The sequence below is a fragment of the Streptomyces sp. CB02980 genome, from assembly GCF_014451325.2.
GTDB lineage: Bacteria > Actinomycetota > Actinomycetes > Streptomycetales > Streptomycetaceae > Streptomyces.
In genome coordinates this window covers 813973-833028 of the sequence record NZ_JACSCH020000001.1, presented here as the reverse complement: position 1 = coordinate 833028, position 19056 = coordinate 813973, and the positions used below count along the sequence as shown (strand labels likewise).

Below are 19056 nucleotides of genomic sequence, written 5' to 3'. Positions count from 1 at the left end.
CCGCTACGTGGCGCGGAACCGTCCCGGTTCGACCTCGGCGACCCGCCCCGCGCCGGCCAGACGGTCCAGGTGCTGCACCGCGGTCCGGCGCTCCACCGGCATGACGTGGGGGCCCTCGACGTGCGGGCGGTACACCAGCCGACGGCGGGCGATCTCATCGACGGTCCGGGGTTCCGAGAGGAACGCCAAGAGGGTGTCGTCGCGCGTCGCCATCACGCCGACGAACGCGTCGAGGCGCTCCGAGAACTCGGCTGCGCCTGCGATGACACCCTTCTGGTGGGCCGTTCCGTACCACCGGGCGTCGACATCCCGGCAGCGGCGCATGGACGCCTCGAAGTCGGTGAGGCTGCTGCCGACGTCTCCGTAGAAGGGGCCGAACGACGTCAGGTCGATGTCCGCCACGAAGAGGAAGCCGTCCGGCTCGATGAGGAAACCGCAATGGCCCGCCGTGTGGCCGGGCAGGTGCACGACGGTCACCGTGCGACCGCCGAGATCGAAGACCGTGCCGTCCTCGAAACCCGTCGCCTCGGGGCGGTCTTGGAGGTGGAAGCGGTCGCGCAGCATCAGGGTGGTGTACTCGGCGGCCTCCGGAGGGAGGCCGTAGCCTTCGACCATTGCCGCGAGGGATCGCACCGCCGCCAGATCCTGCACGTGCACGTGAACAGGTGTCTCGTAGTCACCCAGAGCCGCGATGTGGTCCTCGTGAGCATGGCTCACGAGGACCACATCGGCGGGTGGTGCCGCTCCGACGAGTGACAGCGACGGGTCGATGACCAACGTCTCGGCGGCGCCGCGTACGAGGACCGAGTTGGCGTAGGGGTAGGCGCCTCGCTCCGCGCCGACCATCACGGTGACTCCGCCGCCGTACCCCGTCTCCGTGTATCCGGTGTTGAGCAAGGTCGCACTCCTTCGTATGGGCGCAGGCTACGGAACAGGGGCTTGCGGACACGGGGTCCTCCCGTGGGGGGAGGACCCGGGGTGCGGGGTGGAACGGGCCCCGGGCGACGGTGCGTTCCGGTCCGCCCATGAGCAGGCGTCGTGCACGGCCGCCTTGCGGGGGTGGTGGCGACCAGGGCATCGCCGCACCCGGACCTCCCGGGTGCGCGGGCGCGGCGATGTCCTGGTCAGGCCGGGTCGGGGACCTCCCTAAAGGACCGACTCGACGATCTCGTGGCGCGGTGTCCCCACGCGCTCCAGGGCGTTGTAGAAGGACTCCGGCTCGGCCCAGTCCTCCGGCGCGAACGACCCGGCGCGCTTGCCGGCCTCGTCGAGCGCCAGCACCATGAACGCCGCGCAGGCGGTGCCCGTACCCGTAGCCATGCTGGCGCTGAGATACGACCCCGGCCCGCTGACCGGCGTACGACGGACGGCTACGGCCGGGCGCCCGTTGCGGGTACCGCTGACGCGGGCCAGCAGGCCGCCTCGCCAGGTGTAGCGACGACGGACGGCCGAGGCCCCGAGGAACCTGAGCAGCTCTCCTGCTCCGCTCTCGCCGCGGCGGACCTGCGTGATCATGCCGCCCAGGGCGTTGCGCCAGCCCGCGGGAGTGCCGAAGCGGCTCTTGACGATTGCCATCATGAAGTCGACCGCCTCGTCGGAGGTCATCCGACCCGACTCGATGGCCTGGCCGAGGCCCTTGACCAGGCCGTTGACCGGCGCCGGGTCCATGCCGCCGAGACAGCGGATGCGCCGCGCCCCGGGAAAGCGGCGGGGCATGGTCACGGGCTCCGGATGGGCCGTCTCGTACAGCAGGGTCTCGCCCAGGCCGCCGCCCATCGGCGCCGATCCGGTCTCCACGTACGACTGGTGGGTGACCGGCCCGCCGTTCTCCCACGTCAGGCAGTCGCCGGCGGCGATGTGCATGAGGTGGTGGATCACGGCCCTGCCCACGTGGGGTCGCTCGTCGCCCACCGTCCAGAACATCTCGATGTCGTCGACCGTGTCCAGCTCGCTCGCGGCGTCCACGGCCAGCACATTGCTCATGCCCGGTGAGGCGCCGCAGCCGATGTAGAGCGGGATGCCCGCCTCCTGGGCCTTGTCGGTGAGGCTCAGGGCGTGCTGGGTGCTCTCGACGTCGTCGTCGAAGTCGAGGTACGGCACCTTCAGCTCGATGCAGGCGGTGATCACGGGTTCGGAGGTGCGGATGTAGGGCCCCGCACCCAGGACGACGAGGGTGGCGCCGTCCACCACGTCGAGGAGGGCGTCGCGGTCGTAGAGATCGAGCCGCCGGACCTTGACCCGGCCGGCCGGGAGCCTCTTCACGAGCGGCTGCAGCAGCTCGGGCCGGATGTCGCACAGGGTGAGGTCGAAGTCGCCCCCCGCCCGCGCGAAGCGCTCGATGGCCACCTTGCACATCTCGCCCGCGGCGCCGATGAAAACGACCCGCCGCGCCGTCATGCGACGACTCCGGCCGTGAGCACCACAACGCCGTAACAGTGGGTCATGACCCGCTCCGTTCTGTTGTCGTCGCCGGGCATGCGCGGCGAGCTTCGTTTCGTGGACGGCCGGAAGGCCGAAGATGCAAGATTCATTCTCGAATCGAATTCGAGTTTAGTCGTCGGTCGTGTGCCGTCAAGGTCTTGGTGGGGATGAGGTCGACTCGATACCTGCGGCCCGGCAGGGCGCGCCTGCCTACGGAAGTGCTTGCTCGGCCCAGATGGTCTTGCCCTCGCGGCCGTGCCGCGTGCCCCAGCGCTCGGCGAACTGGGCGACGAGCAGCAGTCCGCGGCCGCCCTCGTCGAACGTCCGGGCGCGGCGCATGTGCGGCGCGGTGCTGTTGGCGTCGAACACTTCGCAGGTCAGAGCCGAATCGAGGACGAGCCGCAGGTGCACGGGGGGCTTGCCGTAGCGGATCGCGTTGGTCACCAGCTCGCTGACGATGAGTTCCGTCGTGAAGGACAGCTCGTCGAGACCCCACGAGCCCAGCGTGTCGGCGGTGAAGCGGCGGGCTCCCGAGACCGCGGCGGGGTCCGACGGGAGGTCGAGTGTGGCGACATGGCCGGGATCCAGTGCCCGGGTGCGAGCTACCAGGAGGGCCACGTCGTCCGAGGGGCGCGCTGGGAGCATCGTGGCCAGTAGCCGTTCGCATACTTCGTCCGGTGAGGCCGAGGACTGCGACGCCCGTGCGAGGGTGTCGCTGAGCAGCGTCAGCGACGCGTCCAGATCGCGCGTACGGCTCTGGACGAGGCCATCTGTGTACAGGGCCAGCAGGCTGCCCTCGGGCAGTTCCCACTGGGCGGTCTCGAACGGTAGGCCGCCGAGTCCCAGCGGTGGGCCGATCGGCAGGGCCGGGAGGTCGGCCGGCGCCGTCCCGGCCTTCGGGACTTCTGCCGGGGCAGCGCCGGTCGTCCCGGTGTCGGCCGCAGGCGTCGCCGCAGACGTAGCCACGGCCGGCGGTACGTGCCCGGCGCTGGCGAGGGAGCAGAGTCGGGTGGCGGGGTCGTAGATCGCGTACAGGCAGGTCGCGCTGATCTCCCCGTCCTCGCGGGACTCCTCCCTCTGGAGGCGGATGACCACGTCGTCGAGGTGGGTGAGCAGTTCGTCGGGCATCAGGTCGATGTCGGCGAAGGCGCGGACTGCGGTGCGCAGGCGGCCCATGGTGGCGGCGGCGTGCAGTCCGCGGCCGACGACGTCGCCCACGACGAGGGCGACGCGGCCGCCGGACAGAGGGATCACGTCGTACCAGTCGCCGCCCACGCCTGCCCGTGAGCCGCTGGGGAGGTAGCGGGCAGCGGTATCGACGGCTGACTGCTCCACCGGGCGCTGGGGCAGCAGGCTGCGCTGGAGCGTGAGTGCGGTGGTGCGCTCGTGGGTGTACCGGCGGGCGTTGTCGATGTACAGCGCGGCTCTCGCGGCGATGTCCTGCGCCAGAAGAAGGTCGTCGTCGTCGAACGGGGTGGGCGTGCGATGGCGGACGAACTGTGCCAGGCCCAGGGTGGTTCCCCGCGCGTACAAGGGCAGCAGCAGGACCGAGTGGTAACCGAAACGGGGCGGACCCGGGGACGCGAGCCACGGCGGGGCGTCCGAGGCCGTGACCGGCAGCAGCACGGGTCGCCCGGTGGCCAGCACCTCCGCCGGCACCGAATCCGGCGCGTAGACGTGCCGTTCGTCCGTGGCGACGGGGGAGTCGGGGCAGCCGTCCAGGACGGACCGCTGGGCGACGCGCCGCAGCACCGGCGCATCCGCCGGCGGGAGTTGCTCTCCGTCCTGGAGGACGGAGTCGAGGATGTCGACGGTGGCGAGGTCGGCGAATCCGTCGGCGCCGACCTCCGCCAGCTCCTCGGCGGTGCGGACGGTGTCGAGGGTGGTCCCGATCCGCCTGCTCGCCTCGTTGGTGATCATCAGCCTGCGCTGCACCCGTCGGTCGCGCACCTCCTGGTAGGCGGCGACCACCTGCTCCGAGCTCTGGTCGACGTACGCGAATCCGGTCTTGATCAGCCGGAGGGTCGCGGCGTTTGCCAGCCGCTGGTCGTCGGTGAACCGGGTGACCTCGTCCTGGAGCAGCTGGAGCAGGCCGACGTGCCCGAGGCGGTAGGTGCGGAGGAGCGTACTGAGCGGTACGCCGGCTTCGGCGAACCCGCGGGCGAGTTCCAGGGCAGCGGGAGGTGCCTGGGCCTCGGTGACGTCGCGGCCGTGCTCCAAGGCGTCGAGGAAGGCGGTGACGTGGTCGGCCGTCTCGCTCAGGGCGCGCTGGGCGAGGTCCGCGCGCTGCCACAGCTCGGGAAGCTCACCGCGCATCTGCTCCATCAGGAGACCGGCCCACTGATCCGAGCGCGGTCTCAGATCGCGCGCCAGGCGCCCGAGGAAGGCGGAGACGTCCTTCTCCATGAGGGAAACGTATCCAAGGACCCGGTCGCCCGCCTGTCCTGGCGGCGGGAGCTTCGCCGATGGTAAGAGCGGTGCCTGTATTCGATTCGAAATCGGATTCCCTCAGCCGATTCTGCGGCCGTGGCCGCGAGCAGGCCTGTGCCGAGAGCGCACGGCGTATGCGGGGTGGACCGCCCTCCAGGCGGAGGGCGGTCGGCAGGGGTGTCACGGCGACCCTCTCGACGTCGTGGTGCGTCAGAGGGCGCCGACGATGTCCTCGACCCGGGCCTTCGCGTCGCCGAAGAGCATCGAGGTGTTCTCCTTGAAGAAGAGCGGGTTCTGCACGCCCGCGTAGCCGGAGGCCATCGAGCGTTTGAACACGATGACCTTGCCGGCCTCCCAGACGGTGAGGACGGGCATGCCGGCGAGGGGGCTGCCGGGGTCCTCGGCTCCGGCCGGGTTGACCGTGTCGTTGGCGCCGATGACGAGGACGACGTCGGTCTTCGCGAAGTCCTCGTTGATCTCGTCCATCTCCAGGACGATGTCGTACGGCACCTTGGCCTCGGCGAGGAGGACGTTCATGTGGCCGGGCAGGCGGCCGGCGACCGGGTGGATGCCGAACCGTACGTGGACACCCTTGGCACGCAGCTTCGAGGTGAGTTCCGCGACCGGGTACTGGGCCTGCGCCACAGCCATGCCGTAGCCGGGTGTGATGACCACGGAGCGGGCGGAGCCGAGCAGTTCGGCGGCGCCCTGGGCGGTGATCTCCTGGTGTTCTCCGTAGTCGACGTCCGAGCCCGACGGCGCCTCGATGCCGAAGCCGCCCGCGATCACGGAGAGGAACGAGCGGTTCATGGCCTTGCACATGATGTACGACAGGTACGCGCCGGAGGAGCCGACGAGCGCGCCGGTGATGATCAGCAGGTCGTTGCCGAGGAGGAAGCCAGAGGCGGCCGCGGCCCAGCCGGAGTAGCTGTTGAGCATCGAGACCACGACCGGCATGTCGCCGCCGCCGATCGAGGCGACCAGGTGCCAGCCCAGCGCCAGTGCCAGGACCGTCACGGTGATCAGCAGCCACAGCTCCGGCGTGATCACGAACCACACCGTCAGGGCGACGAACAGACCCAGCGCGCCGAGGTTCAGTACGTTCTTGCCCGGCAGCACCAGCGGCTTGGAGCTGATCTTCGCGGAGAGCTTCAGGTACGCCACGATGGAGCCGGTGAAGGTCACGGCGCCGATGAACAGGCCGATGAACACCTCGGCGTGGTGGATGCCCAGGGTGCCGAGCGTGTCCAGGGCCTGGGCCTCGTGGCCGTTCGGGTCGTGCTCGACGTTCAGGAAGCCGTTCCAGCTGACCAGTACGGCGGCCAGACCGACGAAGGAGTGCAGCAGGGCGATCAGTTCGGGCATGCCGGTCATCTCGACGCCGCGGGCCCGCTGGAGGCCGATCAGCGCGCCGATCAGCATCGCGAGGCCCATCAGGGCGAGGCCGGCGGTGCTGACGTCGCCGTCCACCGCGAGCACGACCGTCGCGACGAGCGCGACGCCCATGCCGAGCATGCCGAACGCGTTGCCGAGCCGGGCCGTCTCGTGCTTGGAGAGTCCTGCCAGGGCGAGGATGAACAGCAGCGCGGCAACAAGGTAGGCCGCCTGTGCGGCAATGGTCGCAGACATGTCAGCTCCGGTTGAACATCGCGAGCATGCGACGCGTCACCGCGAAGCCGCCGAAGACATTGATACTTGCCAGCAGGATCGCCACGGCCGACAACACCGTGACCACCGCGTTCGTGCGCCCGATCTGCAGCAGCGCGCCGACGACGATGATCCCGGAGATCGCGTTCGTCACCGACATCAGCGGCGTGTGCAGCGCGTGGTGCACATGGCCGATCACGTAGTAGCCGATCACGATCGCGAGCACGAAGACCGTCACGTGCGGGAGCAGCGCTGCGGGGGCGAACCCGGCGGTGAGGAAGAGCGCCAGGGCGCCGAGGGCCACTGCGCCGAACCTCTGCTTCGCCGTCATCGGCGGCTTCTTCGGCGCCGGCTCCCGTACGGCCGCCGCGGGTGCGGTGGCCGGGGCCGCCGAGACCTGCACCGGCGGGGGCGGCCAGGCCGACTCACCCTTGCGTACGACGGTGATCGAGCGCTGTACCGGATCCTCCCAGTCGAGGACGAGGCGGGCGTCCTTGTCCGGCGTCATCAGCTTGAGCAGGTTCACCAGGTTGGTGCCGTACAACTGCGACGCCTGCGCGGGCAGTCGGCCCGCGAGGTCGGTGTAGCCGATGATCGTCACGCCGTTGGCCGTGACGGTCTTCTCACCCTTCACGGTGCCCTCGACGTTGCCGCCGTTGGCGGCCGCCATGTCGACGATCACCGAACCCGGCTTCATGCTCGCCACCATCTCCGCGGTGATCAGCGTCGGCGCGGGACGGCCCGGGATCAGCGCGGTGGTGACGACGATGTCGGCCTCGCGGCACTGCGCGGCGTACAGCTCCACCTCGCGCGCCTTGTAGTCGTCGCCCATCTCCTTGGCGTAACCGGTCTTGGAGACCTCGACCTCGGCGGACTCGATCGACAGGTACTCGCCGCCCAGAGAACGCACCTGGTCGGCCACCTCCGGCCGCGGGTCGGTCGCCCGCACGATCGCGCCGAGCGAGCCCGCCGCGCCGATCGCCGCCAGACCGGCGACGCCGGCGCCCGCGACGAGCACCTTCGCCGGGGGCACCTTGCCCGCCGCCGTCACCTGGCCGGTGAAGAACCGGCCGAACTCGTGCGCGGCTTCGATGACGGCCCGGTAGCCGGCGATGTTCGCCATCGACGACAGGACGTCCATCGACTGGGCCCGGCTGATGCGCGGCACGGCGTCCATCGAAAGCGCGGTGAAGGGACGCCGGCCCAGATCCTCGACCATCGCCGGGTCGAAGGCCGGTGCGAACAGGGCGATCACCGTCGCCTCCGGCCGGATCCGGTCCAGCTGCGACGGGGCCGGGGCGTTGACCCCGAGCACCACGTCCGTCGCCACCGCGACGCCGACGGTCGCACCGGCGGCCTCGTAGGCGCCGTCGGTGAAGCCGGCCGCGAGACCCGCGTCCGGGTCGACGACCACGCCGTACCCCAGTTTGCGGATCTGCTCGACAGTGGCCGGCGTGGCCGAAACGCGACTCTCACCTGCCCGCGCTTCCTTGAGGACTCCGACAATCACGTGTGTTCTCCGTTCGCTACCAAGCCGTCATAGCCGTCATAGCCGTCATAGCCGTCATAGCCGTCATAGTCGTCATTAATTCCGACTCTGAATCGAGTTTTTGTCGTCCCTCAGAATCGGTCCGCTGTCGCCTCGATCGGAAGCGTGCCAGCCGTGATTAATGCCATACCCTGCCGCAACTGCGATGGGCGGTGGAGAGGAATGCTCACCGGAGGGCGACCATCCCGGCGATGGAGCCGTTCCAGGTCGGCGGCCTCGACGCTCAGGCAAGTGGCTGGAGTTCAGGACGCGGGCGTATCAAGCCAGTCGTCGTAGAACGGCGGCATCGTGGAGGCCTTCCGGGAGAACTGCGGGGAGCGCTTCTCGCGGAAGGCGGTCACGCCCTCGCGCCCGTCTCCGACGCTGCTGTAGAACATCGCGAGGGACTCCACGCGGTGTGCGTCCTCCGGGCGTTCGAGGGTCGCGTTGCGGACCGTCATCTGCCGGGTGAGGGCGGTCGCGACGCGCGAGCGTCCCAGCGTCCAGCGGTCTGCCAGCGCCCGTGCCTGCGCGTACAACTGGTCCGGGGCGTGAACCGCTTGGGCGATTCCGGCGGTGGCGGCGGCTTCGGCGTCGAGGATCTCCGCGGAGTACAGCAGGTCCAGGGCCTTCGGCAGGCCGACCAGGCGGGGCAGGAACCAGGTGGAGGCGGCCTCGGGCGTGATGCCGAGCCGGCCGAAGACCAGACCGAAACGTGCCGCCGCCGACATCAGCCGCGCGTCCATCGCGAGTGTCATGGTGGCCCCGATGCCCACGGCGGGACCGTTGATCGCGGCGATCACGGGCTTCCGGCACGCGTGGATCGCCAGCGTGACCCTGCCTCCGGTGTCCCGAACCCGGCGGATGTCGGGGCTGTCCAGGTCGGCCATGTCGGCCAGCGTGGGGGTGCGTGACTCGTCGAGGCCGAAGACGTTGCCCTCCGAGCTGAGGTCCATGCCTGCGCAGAAGGCCTTTCCGGCGCCGGTCACGATGACGGCGCGTACGTCGTCGTCCTCGTTGACCTCGGTGAACGTCTGCTCGAGCTCCGCGGCCATCGTGGGCGTGAACGCGTTGAGGTGTCCGGGCCGGTCGAGGGTGACGGTGAGGATGCCGTCGTCGACGCGGTGGTGGAGGGTGGTCCAGGTCATGGCGTGCCTCCTGTTGTCGTCTGGAGTGTCCGGGCTCATCCGCGCAGTCCGGCGAGCCGGTCGATGATCTTCTCGGCGTCGGTCACGATGCTGCTGACGATCTCGTCGCAGGTGGCGACGGACTCGATGAGTCCCTGCGCCTGGCCGGCCCACCACAGGCCGTCGTCCATCTGCCCCTCCTGGAGCACGCGGGTACGGCCACGGATGCCCGAAGCCAGCTCGGCGACGTCCTCGAAGACGGCTCCGGGGCGCCGCGACCGGAGGACGATCTCCTCGGAGATCGCGTTGCGAGCGACTCGGCCGGTGTTGCCGAACTGCCGGAAGACGAGCTGCGTGGCCCGCTCGTCGTTGGTGACGATCTGTGCCTTGACGTTGGGATGCACCGGGGCCTCCGCGCTGGCGACGAACCGTGTGCCCATGTTGATGGCGCAGGCCCCGAGCGAGAGGGCGGCGGCGAGGCCGCTGCCGGTCGCGAAGCCGCCGCTGGCGATGACCGGGATCTCCAGCTGTCGCACGGCGGCGGGGATGAGGACGAGGCCGGGGATGTCCTCCTCGCCCGGGTGCCCCGCGCACTCGAAGCCGTCGATGCTCACCGCGTCCACACCGAGCTTCTGTGCCTTGACGGCATGTCGCACGGCCACTGCCTTGTGGATCACCTTGACGCCCGCCGCCTTGAAGGCGGCCACGTGCTCGGCCGGATTGCGGCCGGCCGTCTCGACCACCTTGATTCCGCTCTCGATGATCGCTGCCCGGTACTCCGCGTAGGGCACTGGCTTGAGGGTGGGCAGGATGGTCAGATTGATGCCGAACGGCTTGTCGGTCATCTCGCGGCATCGCGCGATCTCCCGCGCCAGCGCCTCCGGAGTGGGCTGGGTCAGGGCCGTAAGGAACCCCAGGGCGCCTGCCTCGGCCACGGCGGAGATGAGTTCCGCCGTGCCGACGCCGGTCATCCCGCCGCAGACGACCGGGTGATCCACCCCGAATGTCTCGGTGAAGCGCGTCGCGATCATGTGAGTCCTTCTCAAATCTGGTGCCGTCGCCGATGAGCGGACAGCAGCAAGGGATAAACTTGATGTCGATTCTAAGTCGAATTTTGACTCTAGAGGTTTCCGTCGAGAGCCTGTCAAGCTCCGTCCGGTCGGTGGAACTCGCAGGTGCGCCGGGGCACGGTGGTCGGAACCTATGCCTTCACGGTGTCAGCGGGTCGGGATTCGAGCACGGCTCCTCGCGGTGTTCTCGTGCTGCCCAGCCAGCCCAGAAGAAACGCCGTCGGCACGGAGATCACGCCCGATGTGTGAAGCGGGTACCAGTCGAAGTTCGCCTGCGGCAGCAGTGCGTAGTCCGTCCCGGAAACGGTGGGGGAGAAGATCGTCAGCACTGTGCAGACGATCAGCCCCCCGTAGACGCACCACAGGAGACCCCGACGATTGAACCTCCGCCAGAAGAAGGAGTAGACGAGCGAGGGAAAGACGCATGTCGCCCCCACGCTGAGCGAGAAGGTCACCAGGAACTCGACGGGATACCGGTGGAAGGCGACGGACAGCGCCATTCCCCCGACGCACAGGAGGACGACGGAGAGACGAACGGCCCTTATCTCTCCGGCCCCGGTGAGGGAGCGTCCGGACCGGGTGAGGACGTCATGAGTGAGGGCGACCGAAGCGGCGAAGGTCAGGCTGCTCACCGCGGTCAGCACCGCGAGGAACGCGACGCACGCCACGAGGGTGATGAGCACCACGCGTGACGTCGACGCGTGCCCGATCACGTCGGAGGCGAGCAGGATCGCGGCCCCTTGACCGTTCGCGTCGACCGCGCCGATCTCCTTGCTGCCGACCACGGCTGCCGCCGCGAACCCGGTCGTGGCCAGAAGGAGGTAGAACGCGCCCGTCAGTCCCACCGAGAGGCTCGTGGAGCGCCGGGCCGACCTCCCGCTTCGCGATGCGGCGATGCGGAGCACGAGGTGCGGCATCATCGCTGTGCCGAGAACCACGACGAGGTGGTCGCTGATCGTGTTCATCGGGCCGAGATTCACGGTGTGCGCCCAGAGCCCCGGGCTCAGGTACCTGTCCGGCGCCGTGCTCTGTTCCCTGGCGGCCGACAGCAGGTCGCCGGGATTCCACGAGAACGTGTTCAAGGCGAGCAGGGTGACCACCGCGAGCACTGCCAGCGTGACGGGCACCTTGACGACCTGGACGAAGGTGGTGCCCCTCAGGTCCGCCACGGCGGCGAAGCACGCGATGAGGCAGCCCATCATCACGGTGCAGGCCACCTGGGCGGCGGGGCTCGACATGCCGATCAGGAGGGCCGCGCTGATGCCTGCGGCGCGTAGCTGGACCATGAGCAGGGGAACGGTGATGACGAGCGTCACCACGGCGGCTGCCGTACGCGTACCCGGTCCGGACGCGCGCAGGGAGAAGAGACCGCCGAGTGTGTAGTGGCCGCTGTCGCGGATCTTCTGGGCGAGAAGGAGGAGAACGCCGAGCGCGATGACGCTGTTGGCGATGACGGAGACCAATCCGTCGTAGCCGAAGAGGGCGACCGCCCCCGGCGCCGCGAACAGGGTGACGACCGTGATGTGCTCGCCGGCCAGCGCGAACCCGTTGAGAACCGGGGAGAGCGACCGATCGGCGACGTAGAGCCTCTCGGGGTGATCGTCCTGAGATGCGAGAGTGAAGACCCAGAGCAGGCAGAGGCCGATGAAGACCAGAAAGGCGCTGATCACGGGCCCCCGGGCGGCCGGGCCGACCGGGTCGACCGTGCCCCAGCTCAGGAGAAGCTGCGTCGTCACCGGCTCACCGCCCGGGCTGTCGCGAGGAAGATGTTCCCTTGGTCCCGACTGAGGGCAGGCCGGCTGCCGCGTCCTTGTCCACGCCGTCGCGCAGCCGCGTGGACCGGTACTCGTACCACCACGTACTGGCGAGGAAAAGGCCGAGTTGCAGGGAGACCCATACGACGCCGAGCGTCAGTTGCCCGTACACGGTGACGCCGGCGATCACGGGGGCGCAGGACAGCACCACGCCGAGGACCAGGGTGGCCGCGTTGACGACCAGGAACGCTCGCCGGACGCTCCGGCCGGTGCCATCGGGGCCGGAGCCACCTGGCGAGGCAGGCGGACCGCCTGGGGGAGTCGGGACGAAGAAGGCGCGCAAGGAAACCTCCGGGCGCTGAAGGGTGTGGGCGAGGGGCCGCGTACGAGAGGGGCGAGGCCTCTCCCGGCGGACGTGGGGGGCAGCCGTGGTTCACCGCCGTATGCCGGGTGCCGGGCTGCGGGCCGTGAGAAGAGAGGCGATCACGCCGGGGAATGGGCCAGTCGATGGCAAGTCGATCTCGAATCGACTCCGCATTTATGCACGGCCGGTCGCGCAACGTCAACCGCCACGGCCTGTGAGGGGCGCCCGGGGCCCGGTGGCGCCGTTGCCGGCCCTCACTGGGCAGGAGGATCAGCTCCGGCGGACGCGACCTTCGGTGACGTAGGACTCCACGTACGCGATCACGATGCGGCGCGCTTCGTGGATGGTGGCGTCGTCGCCCTCCGGTGAGCGCCGGAAGGCCGCTTCGAAGAGCCGGTTGCCCACCTCGAAGGCGAGCTGCACGACGAGGAGGGGCAGGTCGGTGGGGACGAGGTCGCGCGCGACCAGGAGCTGCCAGACCCGCTCGGCTTGGGCCTCGTCGAATGCGCGGACGTGTTCACCGACCGTCTCGGAGCTCCCCTTGAACCACAGTTCGGCACAGCTGGGGTGGCTGCGGAAGTAGCCGAGCAGCGGGTCGATGACCGCGTCGGCTACGTCGGAGAGCGTGTGCGGCCGCTTGTCGGCCAGCGCGGCACCGATGCGGGTGTCGAGCTCGTGGGCATGGCGCCGCAGGAGTTCGGCCTCCACCTGATGGCGGTGCGAGAAGTAGTGGTAGACGGAAGCGACGGGAATGCCCGCTCGCTCTCCGATCGCCTTCAGCGTGGCCGCCTCGTAGCCCTGCGCGCCGAGCAGTGCCTCGGCGGCGTCGAGGAGGGCCCGCCTCCGTGCGATCCCGCGCCGCTGTGCCCCGGCCGGTCGCGAGGGTGTCTGCACAGTCAAGCTTTTCTCGAACACGATTCGAGATCATATCAGGCAAACCGTCTGTCCTTGCTGTCTGGAGGGTTGACAGCTCAGGGGTGCGCCCTAAACTCAAATTCAAGTCGATTTTGGGTTTTGTTGCGGAGTGAGCAGCTCCACCTGCGGTCGACTTCCTGCCGATGGCCACCTCCGCAGTCCGCTCCCCGTTCGAGGAGAAGCAAGGAACCATGTCCGACAGATTCGCGGGACAGACCGCGATCATCACCGGCGCCAGCCGTGGCATCGGTCTCGCGATAGCCGAACGACTCGTCGCCGAAGGCGCGAAGGTCGTGATCACCGGACGCAAGGCGGATGCACTGGCCGATGCTGTCGCCTGCCTCGGCGGGCCCGACCACGCACTCGGCGTCGCCGGGCATGCCGCCGACACCGCCCACCAGGACGAGGCCGTCACCCGGGCCATCGACACCTTCGGCAGCGCCGACCTGCTGGTCAACAACACCGGCATCAACCCGGTGTACGGGCCGCTGATGGAACTCGATCCCACGGTGGCCCGCAACGTGGTCGAGGTCAACGTCCTGTCCGCGCTGTCATGGGTCCAGAAGACCTACAAGGCATGGATGTCCGGACACGGCGGCGCGATCGTCAACATCGCCTCGCTCAGCGGCATCCGGCCGGAGCCCGGCATCGGAATGTACGGCGCAAGCAAGGCGATGCTGATGCATCTCACCAAGGAACTGGCCGTCGAGATGAGCCCACGTGTCCGGGTCAACGCGGTCGCGCCCGCCGTGGTGAAGACGAGGTTCGCCGCCGCGCTCTACGAGGGGCGGGAGGAAGCCGTCGCGGCGGAGTATCCGCTGATGCGACTCGGAGCCCCCGATGACATCGCCGGCGTCGTGACGTTCCTGCTCTCCGGGGACGCGGCGTGGATGACGGGTCGGACCCTGGTCGTCGACGGCGGCCTCGCAGCCGCGGGCGGTGCCTGATGGGAGCGCACGAGGCAGACGCGACTCCGGGGCTCGACCTCGCCCGGCTCCGCCCCTGGTTCACCGAGACCGTGCCGACAGCGCGGGCAGGCATGCTGACGGCCACCCTGATCACCGGCGGCAAGTCCAATCTGACCTACCGCCTCACCGACGGCGCGTCCCACTGGATCCTTCGCCGGCCGCCCCTGGGCCACATCCTCGCCACGGCCCACGACATGGGACGCGAGTACGCGGTGATGGCGGCGCTCGCCGACACCCCCGTCCCCGTGCCTGCCATGCACGGACTGTGCCTCGACACCGGCGTCCTGGGCGCCGAGTTCTACGTGATGGAAGCGGTACCCGGCAGGCCGTACCGCACGGCGGCCGACCTGAAGCCGCTCGGCCCGCACCGGGTCCGGCGGATCTCCGGCGCCCTCGTCGACACCCTCGCCGACCTCCACACGGTGGACCCGGACACCGTCGGGCTCGGCGGCTTCGGCCGCCCCGAGGGCTTCCTCACCCGGCAGGTCGCGCGCTGGCGACGCCAGTTGGGCGCCTCGTACTCCCGCGACCTGCCCGACGCCATCACCTTGCACGCCGCGCTGGAGCAGCGGGCCCCGGCGGCGGACGCCGCGGCCCGGCCCGGAATCGTCCACGGCGACTTCCGACTCGACAACGTCCTGGTCGACGGCGACGACCGGCTCCGAGCGGTCATCGACTGGGAGATGGCCACCGTCGGCGACCCGGTCACCGACCTGGCGCTGATGCTGCTCTACACCCGGCTCGCCCGCCTCGTCGGCGCCGAGGTCGCCCCCGACGCCGGCCTGGCGCCCGGCTTCCTGACCGAGACGGAGATCGTCGCCCGCTACGCCACCCGCAGCGCGCGCGACCTCGGCGACCTCGGTTTCCACCTCGGCCTTGGGGCCTTCAAGCTCGCCGCGATCCTCGAAGGCATCCACTACCGCCACCTCAAGGGGCAGACGGTCGGCCCCGGCTTCGACCGGATCGGCGACGTGGTCCACCCCCTTCTGGACGCCGGAATCGCCGCACTCAAGGAACACTGACTATGCACTTCGCGTTCGACCGCCGCACCGAGATGCTCCGCGAGAACCTCCAGGACCTGATGTGGAGCCACATCCACCCCGCGGAACCCGTGTTCGAGCAGCAGCTCGGGGTCCTGGAGGAGCGCTGGGCCTGGGACTCGGTACCCGTGCTCGACGAGCTGCGAGCCGAGGCCCGCCGCCGCGGCCTGTGGAACCTCTTCCTTCCCGGTGAGGAGGGCGCCGGGCTCACCAACCTGCAGTACGCGCCCCTCGCCGAGATCACCGGCCGCTCGCCGGAACTCGCGCCCGCCGCACTCAACTGCGCGGCACCGGACACCGGCAACATGGAAGTGCTGTCCATGTTCGGCACCGAGGCCCAGCGCAAGGAGTGGCTGGAACCCCTCCTCGCCGGCGAGATCCGCTCCGCCTTCGCGATGACGGAACCCGACGTCGCCTCCTCCGACGCCACCAACATCGCCACCTCGATCGTCCGTGACGGCGACGACTACGTGATCAACGGGCGGAAGTGGTGGATCACCGGGGCGATGAACCCCAACGCCCGGGTGTTCATCGTGATGGGCCGGACCGACCCGGAGGCCGAGCGGCACCGCCGGCAGTCGATGATCCTCGTCCCCCGCGACACTCCCGGCCTCGAGATCAGACGGTCCATGGAGGTCTTCGGGTACGACGACCACGACCACGGCGGTCACGCCGAGATGGTGTTCCACGACGTACGGGTCCCGGCCGCGAACCTCATCGGTCGGGAAGGCGACGGCTTCGCGATCGCCCAGGCCCGCCTCGGCCCGGGACGGATTCATCACTGCATGCGCTTCATCGGCGTCGCCGAGCGGGCCATCGAGCTGATGTGCGCCCGCGCCGAGGAGCGAGTGGCCTTCGGCAAGCCCCTCGCCCGCCAGGGCGTCATCCGCGACTGGATCGCCGAGTCGAGGGTGCGGATCGAGCAACTACGCCTCCTCGTCCTCAAGACCGCCTGGCTGATGGACACCGTCGGCAACAAGGGCGCCCACACGGAGATCCAGGCCATCAAGATCGCCACACCCCGGACGGTCCAGTGGATTCTCGACAAGGCGATCCAGATCCACGGAGCCGCCGGCCTGTCCCAGGACTTCCCGCTCGCCCGCGCATACGCCGGCATCCGCTCGCTGCGCTTCGCCGACGGTCCCGACGAGGTGCACAAGAACGCCCTCGCACGCGCCGAACTCGGCCGGAGGGCCACCCGAGAGGCGGGCTCCGGCTCCGCGCATTCCTTCACCCCCGCGGCCAGGAGGCACCAGTGACCCGCACGAACACCAGCCGGACGCCCTCCGGGGCCGCCGCCCATGAAGACGTCGACGTCCTGATCATCGGTGCCGGGATCTCTGGCATCGGCATGGGCAGTCACCTTCGTGCCCATCGCCCCGGCACGTCGTTCGCGATCCTGGAGGCACGGGACGAAATTGGCGGCACGTGGAGCCTGTTCCAGTACCCCGGCATCCGCTCCGACTCGGACATGCCGACGTTCGGTTTCGGATTCAGGCCGTGGACCCACGGGAAGTCGATCGCGGACGGGCACCTCATCCTCGACTACCTGCGGCAGACGGCCGCCGAGAACGATCTGACCGGACACATCCGCCTCGGTCACCGCGTGCTCGGTGCCGACTTCTCGAGGGCGACCGGTCGCTGGACCGTCACGGCCCAGCCGTCCGGTGGCCGCAAGACGGTACGGTTCACGGCGCGGTTCCTGTTCGTGGGCACCGGTCCGTACGACCACGACGCCGGCTTCACCCCCGAGTTCCCCGGCATCGAGGACTTCGCAGGCCAGGTCGTACACCCGCAGCACTGGCCGCACGAGCTGAACTACGCGGGCAAGCGGGTGGTGGTGATCGGCAGCGGCGCCACCGCCGTCACTCTGATCCCCTCCATGGCCCGCACGGCGGCCCACGTCACGATGCTCCAGCGCTCGCCCAGCTACGTGTTCTCGATGCCGGCCAAGGACGCGATCGCCAACGCGCTCAGGACACTGCTCGGCCACCGACGCGCCCACGAGGTCATCCGGCGCAAGAACGTCTTCGTCACCCGCGGGCTCTTCAAGGCATGCCGCCGCGCCCCGAAGCTGACGCGCAAGCTGCTGATCGCCGGCGTGCGACGGCAGCTGCCCCGGCACTTCGATGTCGACACCCACTTCACGCCGCACTACGCGCCCTGGGACCAGCGGCTCTGCGTGGTGCCCAACGGCGACCTCTTCAAGGCGATCTCCTCCGGCCGTGCCTCGGTCGTCACGGACCACATCGAACGGTTCACCGAGACCGGCATCCGGCTGAAGTCCGGCCAGGAAGTCGCCGCCGACGTCGTCGTGACCGCGACCGGTCTGACCATGGCGGTGTTCGGCAAGATCCGGCTGAGCATCGACAAGCAGCAGGTACACGTACCGGACACGACGGCGTACAAGGCCATGATGCTCTCCGGTGTGCCCAACTTCGTGTTCGCGCTGGGCTACACGAACCTCTCCTGGACGCTCAAGGTCGACCTGGTCTGCGCGCACTTCTGTCGTCTGCTCGACCACATGGACTCCCACGACTACACCACCGCCGAACCGGTCCTGACGGACCCCACGATGGACCGCCTGCCCTACATGGACCTGACCTCGGGCTACGTCCAGCGCGGGATCGGAACGTTCCCCCGCCGCGGGACCAAGGGACCGTGGACGGTCGAGATGGCGTACGAGAAGGACATCGAGCGGCTGCGCGAGGAGCCGGTCGACGACGATGCGCTGCAGTTCACCAGGAGCGCCGCCCCCGCGGCGCCCGCCCGCTCGCGGTCCCGGTCGGAGGGAGCGTGATGAAGAGGGAGATCCGCTTCACCAGCCACGGCGTCACCTGCGCCGCTTGGCACGTGCCCGCCACGAACGAGGGACTGGCGGGTCCGGGCGGGCGACCGTGTGTGGTGATGGCCCACGGCTTCGGCGGGACCCGCGACAGCGGCCTGCTGAACTACGCCGAGCCCTTCGCCGAGGCCGGTATCGACTCGCTCGTCTTCGACTACCGCGGCTTCGGGGACTCCGGCGGCAGGCCACGCCAGGACGTCTCGGTCCGGCGCCAGCGGCAGGATTACCATGCCGCCCTCGCGGCCGCCCGCCGGCTGGCCGGCGTCGACCCGGACAGGGTCGCGCTGTGGGGCGCCTCGTACGCCGGAGGTCACGCCCTGGTGGTCGCGGCGCAGGACGGCCGGGCGGCGGCGGTCGTGTCCCTGACGCCGGTGACGGACGGCCTCGCCTCGCTGGCACATCTCCTGCGCCACGCCGGGGTCCGCCCGCTGCGCCGCCTGGCAGGGCACGGGTTGTGGGACGCCGCTCGCGCCCTCGCCGGCCGACCGCCGCACCACGTGCCGGTCGTGGGGGATCCCGGATCCCTCGCGATGATGACCCTCCCCGACGCCCTGAAGACCGCCGCCTCGTTCGCCGGCCCCACCTTCCGCAACGAGGTGTGCGCCCGTGCGGCGCTCAAGGTCGGACTGAACCGGCCCAGCACCTTTGTCGGACGCCTGACCTGCCCGATTCTGGTGCAGGTCGGCACGAACGATCGCATCGCGCCGCCCGAAGCGGCGCGTCGGACGGCCGACAGGGCCGGCACGCCGGCACAGCTGCGTGAGTACCCGGTCGACCATCTCGACGTCTACGACGGACCGGGACAGGCGCGGGCGCTCGCCGATCAGCTCGACTTCCTGACGCATTGCCTCGATCCGCGGAGTTCACCCCGGCGCCCGGGGCGTCACCGGGCCCCTCGGACATAACGGCGCACCGGGGAGCGCAGGCCCTTCTTCGGCAGCGCTCCA

15 protein-coding genes are annotated in these 19056 nt (G+C 69.8%); 5 read left to right on the top strand and 10 right to left on the bottom strand.

Features of this window, described 5'->3' with window-relative positions:
* Positions 1–3: 3 nt before the first annotated feature.
* The 10 genes from E0F75_RS03780 to E0F75_RS03735 all read right to left on the bottom strand — a co-directional run bounded on the left by E0F75_RS03780 (position 4) and on the right by E0F75_RS03735 (position 13256).
* Entirely contained in the window at positions 4–897 is an 894-nt protein-coding gene (locus E0F75_RS03780; RefSeq protein WP_229312464.1) for an MBL fold metallo-hydrolase, read from the bottom strand.
* Positions 898–1146: 249 nt separating this feature from the next.
* Positions 1147–2397, bottom strand: a complete 1251-nt coding sequence (locus E0F75_RS03775) for a saccharopine dehydrogenase family protein (RefSeq protein WP_187620955.1) — start codon at positions 2395–2397, stop codon at positions 1147–1149.
* Positions 2398–2631: 234 nt separating this feature from the next.
* Entirely contained in the window at positions 2632–4827 is a 2196-nt protein-coding gene (locus E0F75_RS03770; protein ID WP_187620954.1) for a SpoIIE family protein phosphatase, read from the bottom strand.
* 234 nt (positions 4828–5061) lie between these two features.
* Entirely contained in the window at positions 5062–6480 is a 1419-nt protein-coding gene (gene pntB, locus E0F75_RS03765) for a Re/Si-specific NAD(P)(+) transhydrogenase subunit beta (protein ID WP_187620953.1), read from the bottom strand.
* 1 nt (position 6481) lies between these two features.
* The gene (locus E0F75_RS03760) at positions 6482–8008 is read right to left on the bottom strand and encodes a Re/Si-specific NAD(P)(+) transhydrogenase subunit alpha (protein WP_187620952.1); all 1527 of its coding nucleotides are present in this window, start codon (positions 8006–8008) and stop codon (positions 6482–6484) included.
* A gap of 281 nt (positions 8009–8289) precedes the next feature.
* Entirely contained in the window at positions 8290–9174 is an 885-nt protein-coding gene (locus tag E0F75_RS03755; RefSeq protein ID WP_187620951.1) for a crotonase/enoyl-CoA hydratase family protein, read from the bottom strand.
* A 35-nt stretch (positions 9175–9209) separates the two neighbouring features.
* Positions 9210–10184, bottom strand: coding sequence for a nitronate monooxygenase family protein (locus tag E0F75_RS03750; RefSeq protein ID WP_187620950.1), 975 nt, complete (start codon positions 10182–10184; stop codon positions 9210–9212).
* Positions 10185–10354: 170 nt separating this feature from the next.
* A complete protein-coding gene (locus tag E0F75_RS03745) occupies positions 10355–11959 on the bottom strand; it encodes a transporter (protein ID WP_187620949.1) in 1605 nt (534 codons plus the stop codon).
* A gap of 4 nt (positions 11960–11963) precedes the next feature.
* On the bottom strand, positions 11964–12320 hold the full coding sequence (locus E0F75_RS03740) for a hypothetical protein (protein ID WP_187620948.1): 357 nt from the start codon (positions 12318–12320) through the stop codon (positions 11964–11966).
* A gap of 291 nt (positions 12321–12611) precedes the next feature.
* Positions 12612–13256, bottom strand: coding sequence for a TetR/AcrR family transcriptional regulator (locus tag E0F75_RS03735; protein ID WP_229312463.1), 645 nt, complete (start codon positions 13254–13256; stop codon positions 12612–12614).
* Between the two features lie 191 nt (positions 13257–13447).
* On the opposite strand from E0F75_RS03735, the gene E0F75_RS03730 reads away from it, so the two are divergent.
* The 5 genes from E0F75_RS03730 to E0F75_RS03710 are packed head-to-tail and all read left to right on the top strand — an operon-like array spanning position 13448 to position 19014.
* The gene (locus E0F75_RS03730) at positions 13448–14203 is read left to right on the top strand and encodes an SDR family oxidoreductase (protein WP_187620947.1); all 756 of its coding nucleotides are present in this window, start codon (positions 13448–13450) and stop codon (positions 14201–14203) included.
* Complete coding sequence (locus E0F75_RS03725; protein ID WP_187620946.1) at positions 14203–15246, top strand: phosphotransferase family protein; 1044 nt, start codon at positions 14203–14205, stop codon at positions 15244–15246. The genes E0F75_RS03730 and E0F75_RS03725 overlap by 1 nt, the downstream gene beginning before the upstream one ends.
* A gap of 2 nt (positions 15247–15248) precedes the next feature.
* A complete protein-coding gene (locus E0F75_RS03720) occupies positions 15249–16523 on the top strand; it encodes an acyl-CoA dehydrogenase family protein (protein WP_187620945.1) in 1275 nt (424 codons plus the stop codon).
* On the top strand, positions 16520–18064 hold the full coding sequence (locus E0F75_RS03715; RefSeq protein WP_187620944.1) for an NAD(P)/FAD-dependent oxidoreductase: 1545 nt from the start codon (positions 16520–16522) through the stop codon (positions 18062–18064). Before E0F75_RS03720 ends, E0F75_RS03715 begins: the two co-directional genes overlap by 4 nt.
* Positions 18064–19014, top strand: a complete 951-nt coding sequence (locus E0F75_RS03710) for an alpha/beta hydrolase (protein WP_187620943.1) — start codon at positions 18064–18066, stop codon at positions 19012–19014. The genes E0F75_RS03715 and E0F75_RS03710 overlap by 1 nt, the downstream gene beginning before the upstream one ends.
* The last annotated feature ends 42 nt before the right edge of the window (positions 19015–19056 follow it).

Bases quoted from the DNA above. Each gene is read 5' to 3' on its own strand.
- E0F75_RS03775 (WP_187620955.1), bottom strand. From the start codon at position 2,397: ATGACGGCGCGGCGGGTCGTTTTCATCGGCGCCGCGGGCGAGATGTGC.
- E0F75_RS03770 (WP_187620954.1), bottom strand. From the start codon at position 4,827: ATGGAGAAGGACGTCTCCGCCTTCCTCGGGCGCCTGGCGCGCGATCTG.
- pntB (WP_187620953.1), bottom strand. From the start codon at position 6,480: ATGTCTGCGACCATTGCCGCACAGGCGGCCTACCTTGTTGCCGCGCTG.
- E0F75_RS03755 (WP_187620951.1), bottom strand. From the start codon at position 9,174: ATGACCTGGACCACCCTCCACCACCGCGTCGACGACGGCATCCTCACC.
- E0F75_RS03750 (WP_187620950.1), bottom strand. From the start codon at position 10,184: ATGATCGCGACGCGCTTCACCGAGACATTCGGGGTGGATCACCCGGTC.
- E0F75_RS03730 (WP_187620947.1), top strand. From the start codon at position 13,448: ATGTCCGACAGATTCGCGGGACAGACCGCGATCATCACCGGCGCCAGC.
- E0F75_RS03725 (WP_187620946.1), top strand. From the start codon at position 14,203: ATGGGAGCGCACGAGGCAGACGCGACTCCGGGGCTCGACCTCGCCCGG.
- E0F75_RS03720 (WP_187620945.1), top strand. From the start codon at position 15,249: ATGCACTTCGCGTTCGACCGCCGCACCGAGATGCTCCGCGAGAACCTC.
- E0F75_RS03710 (WP_187620943.1), top strand. From the start codon at position 18,064: ATGAAGAGGGAGATCCGCTTCACCAGCCACGGCGTCACCTGCGCCGCT.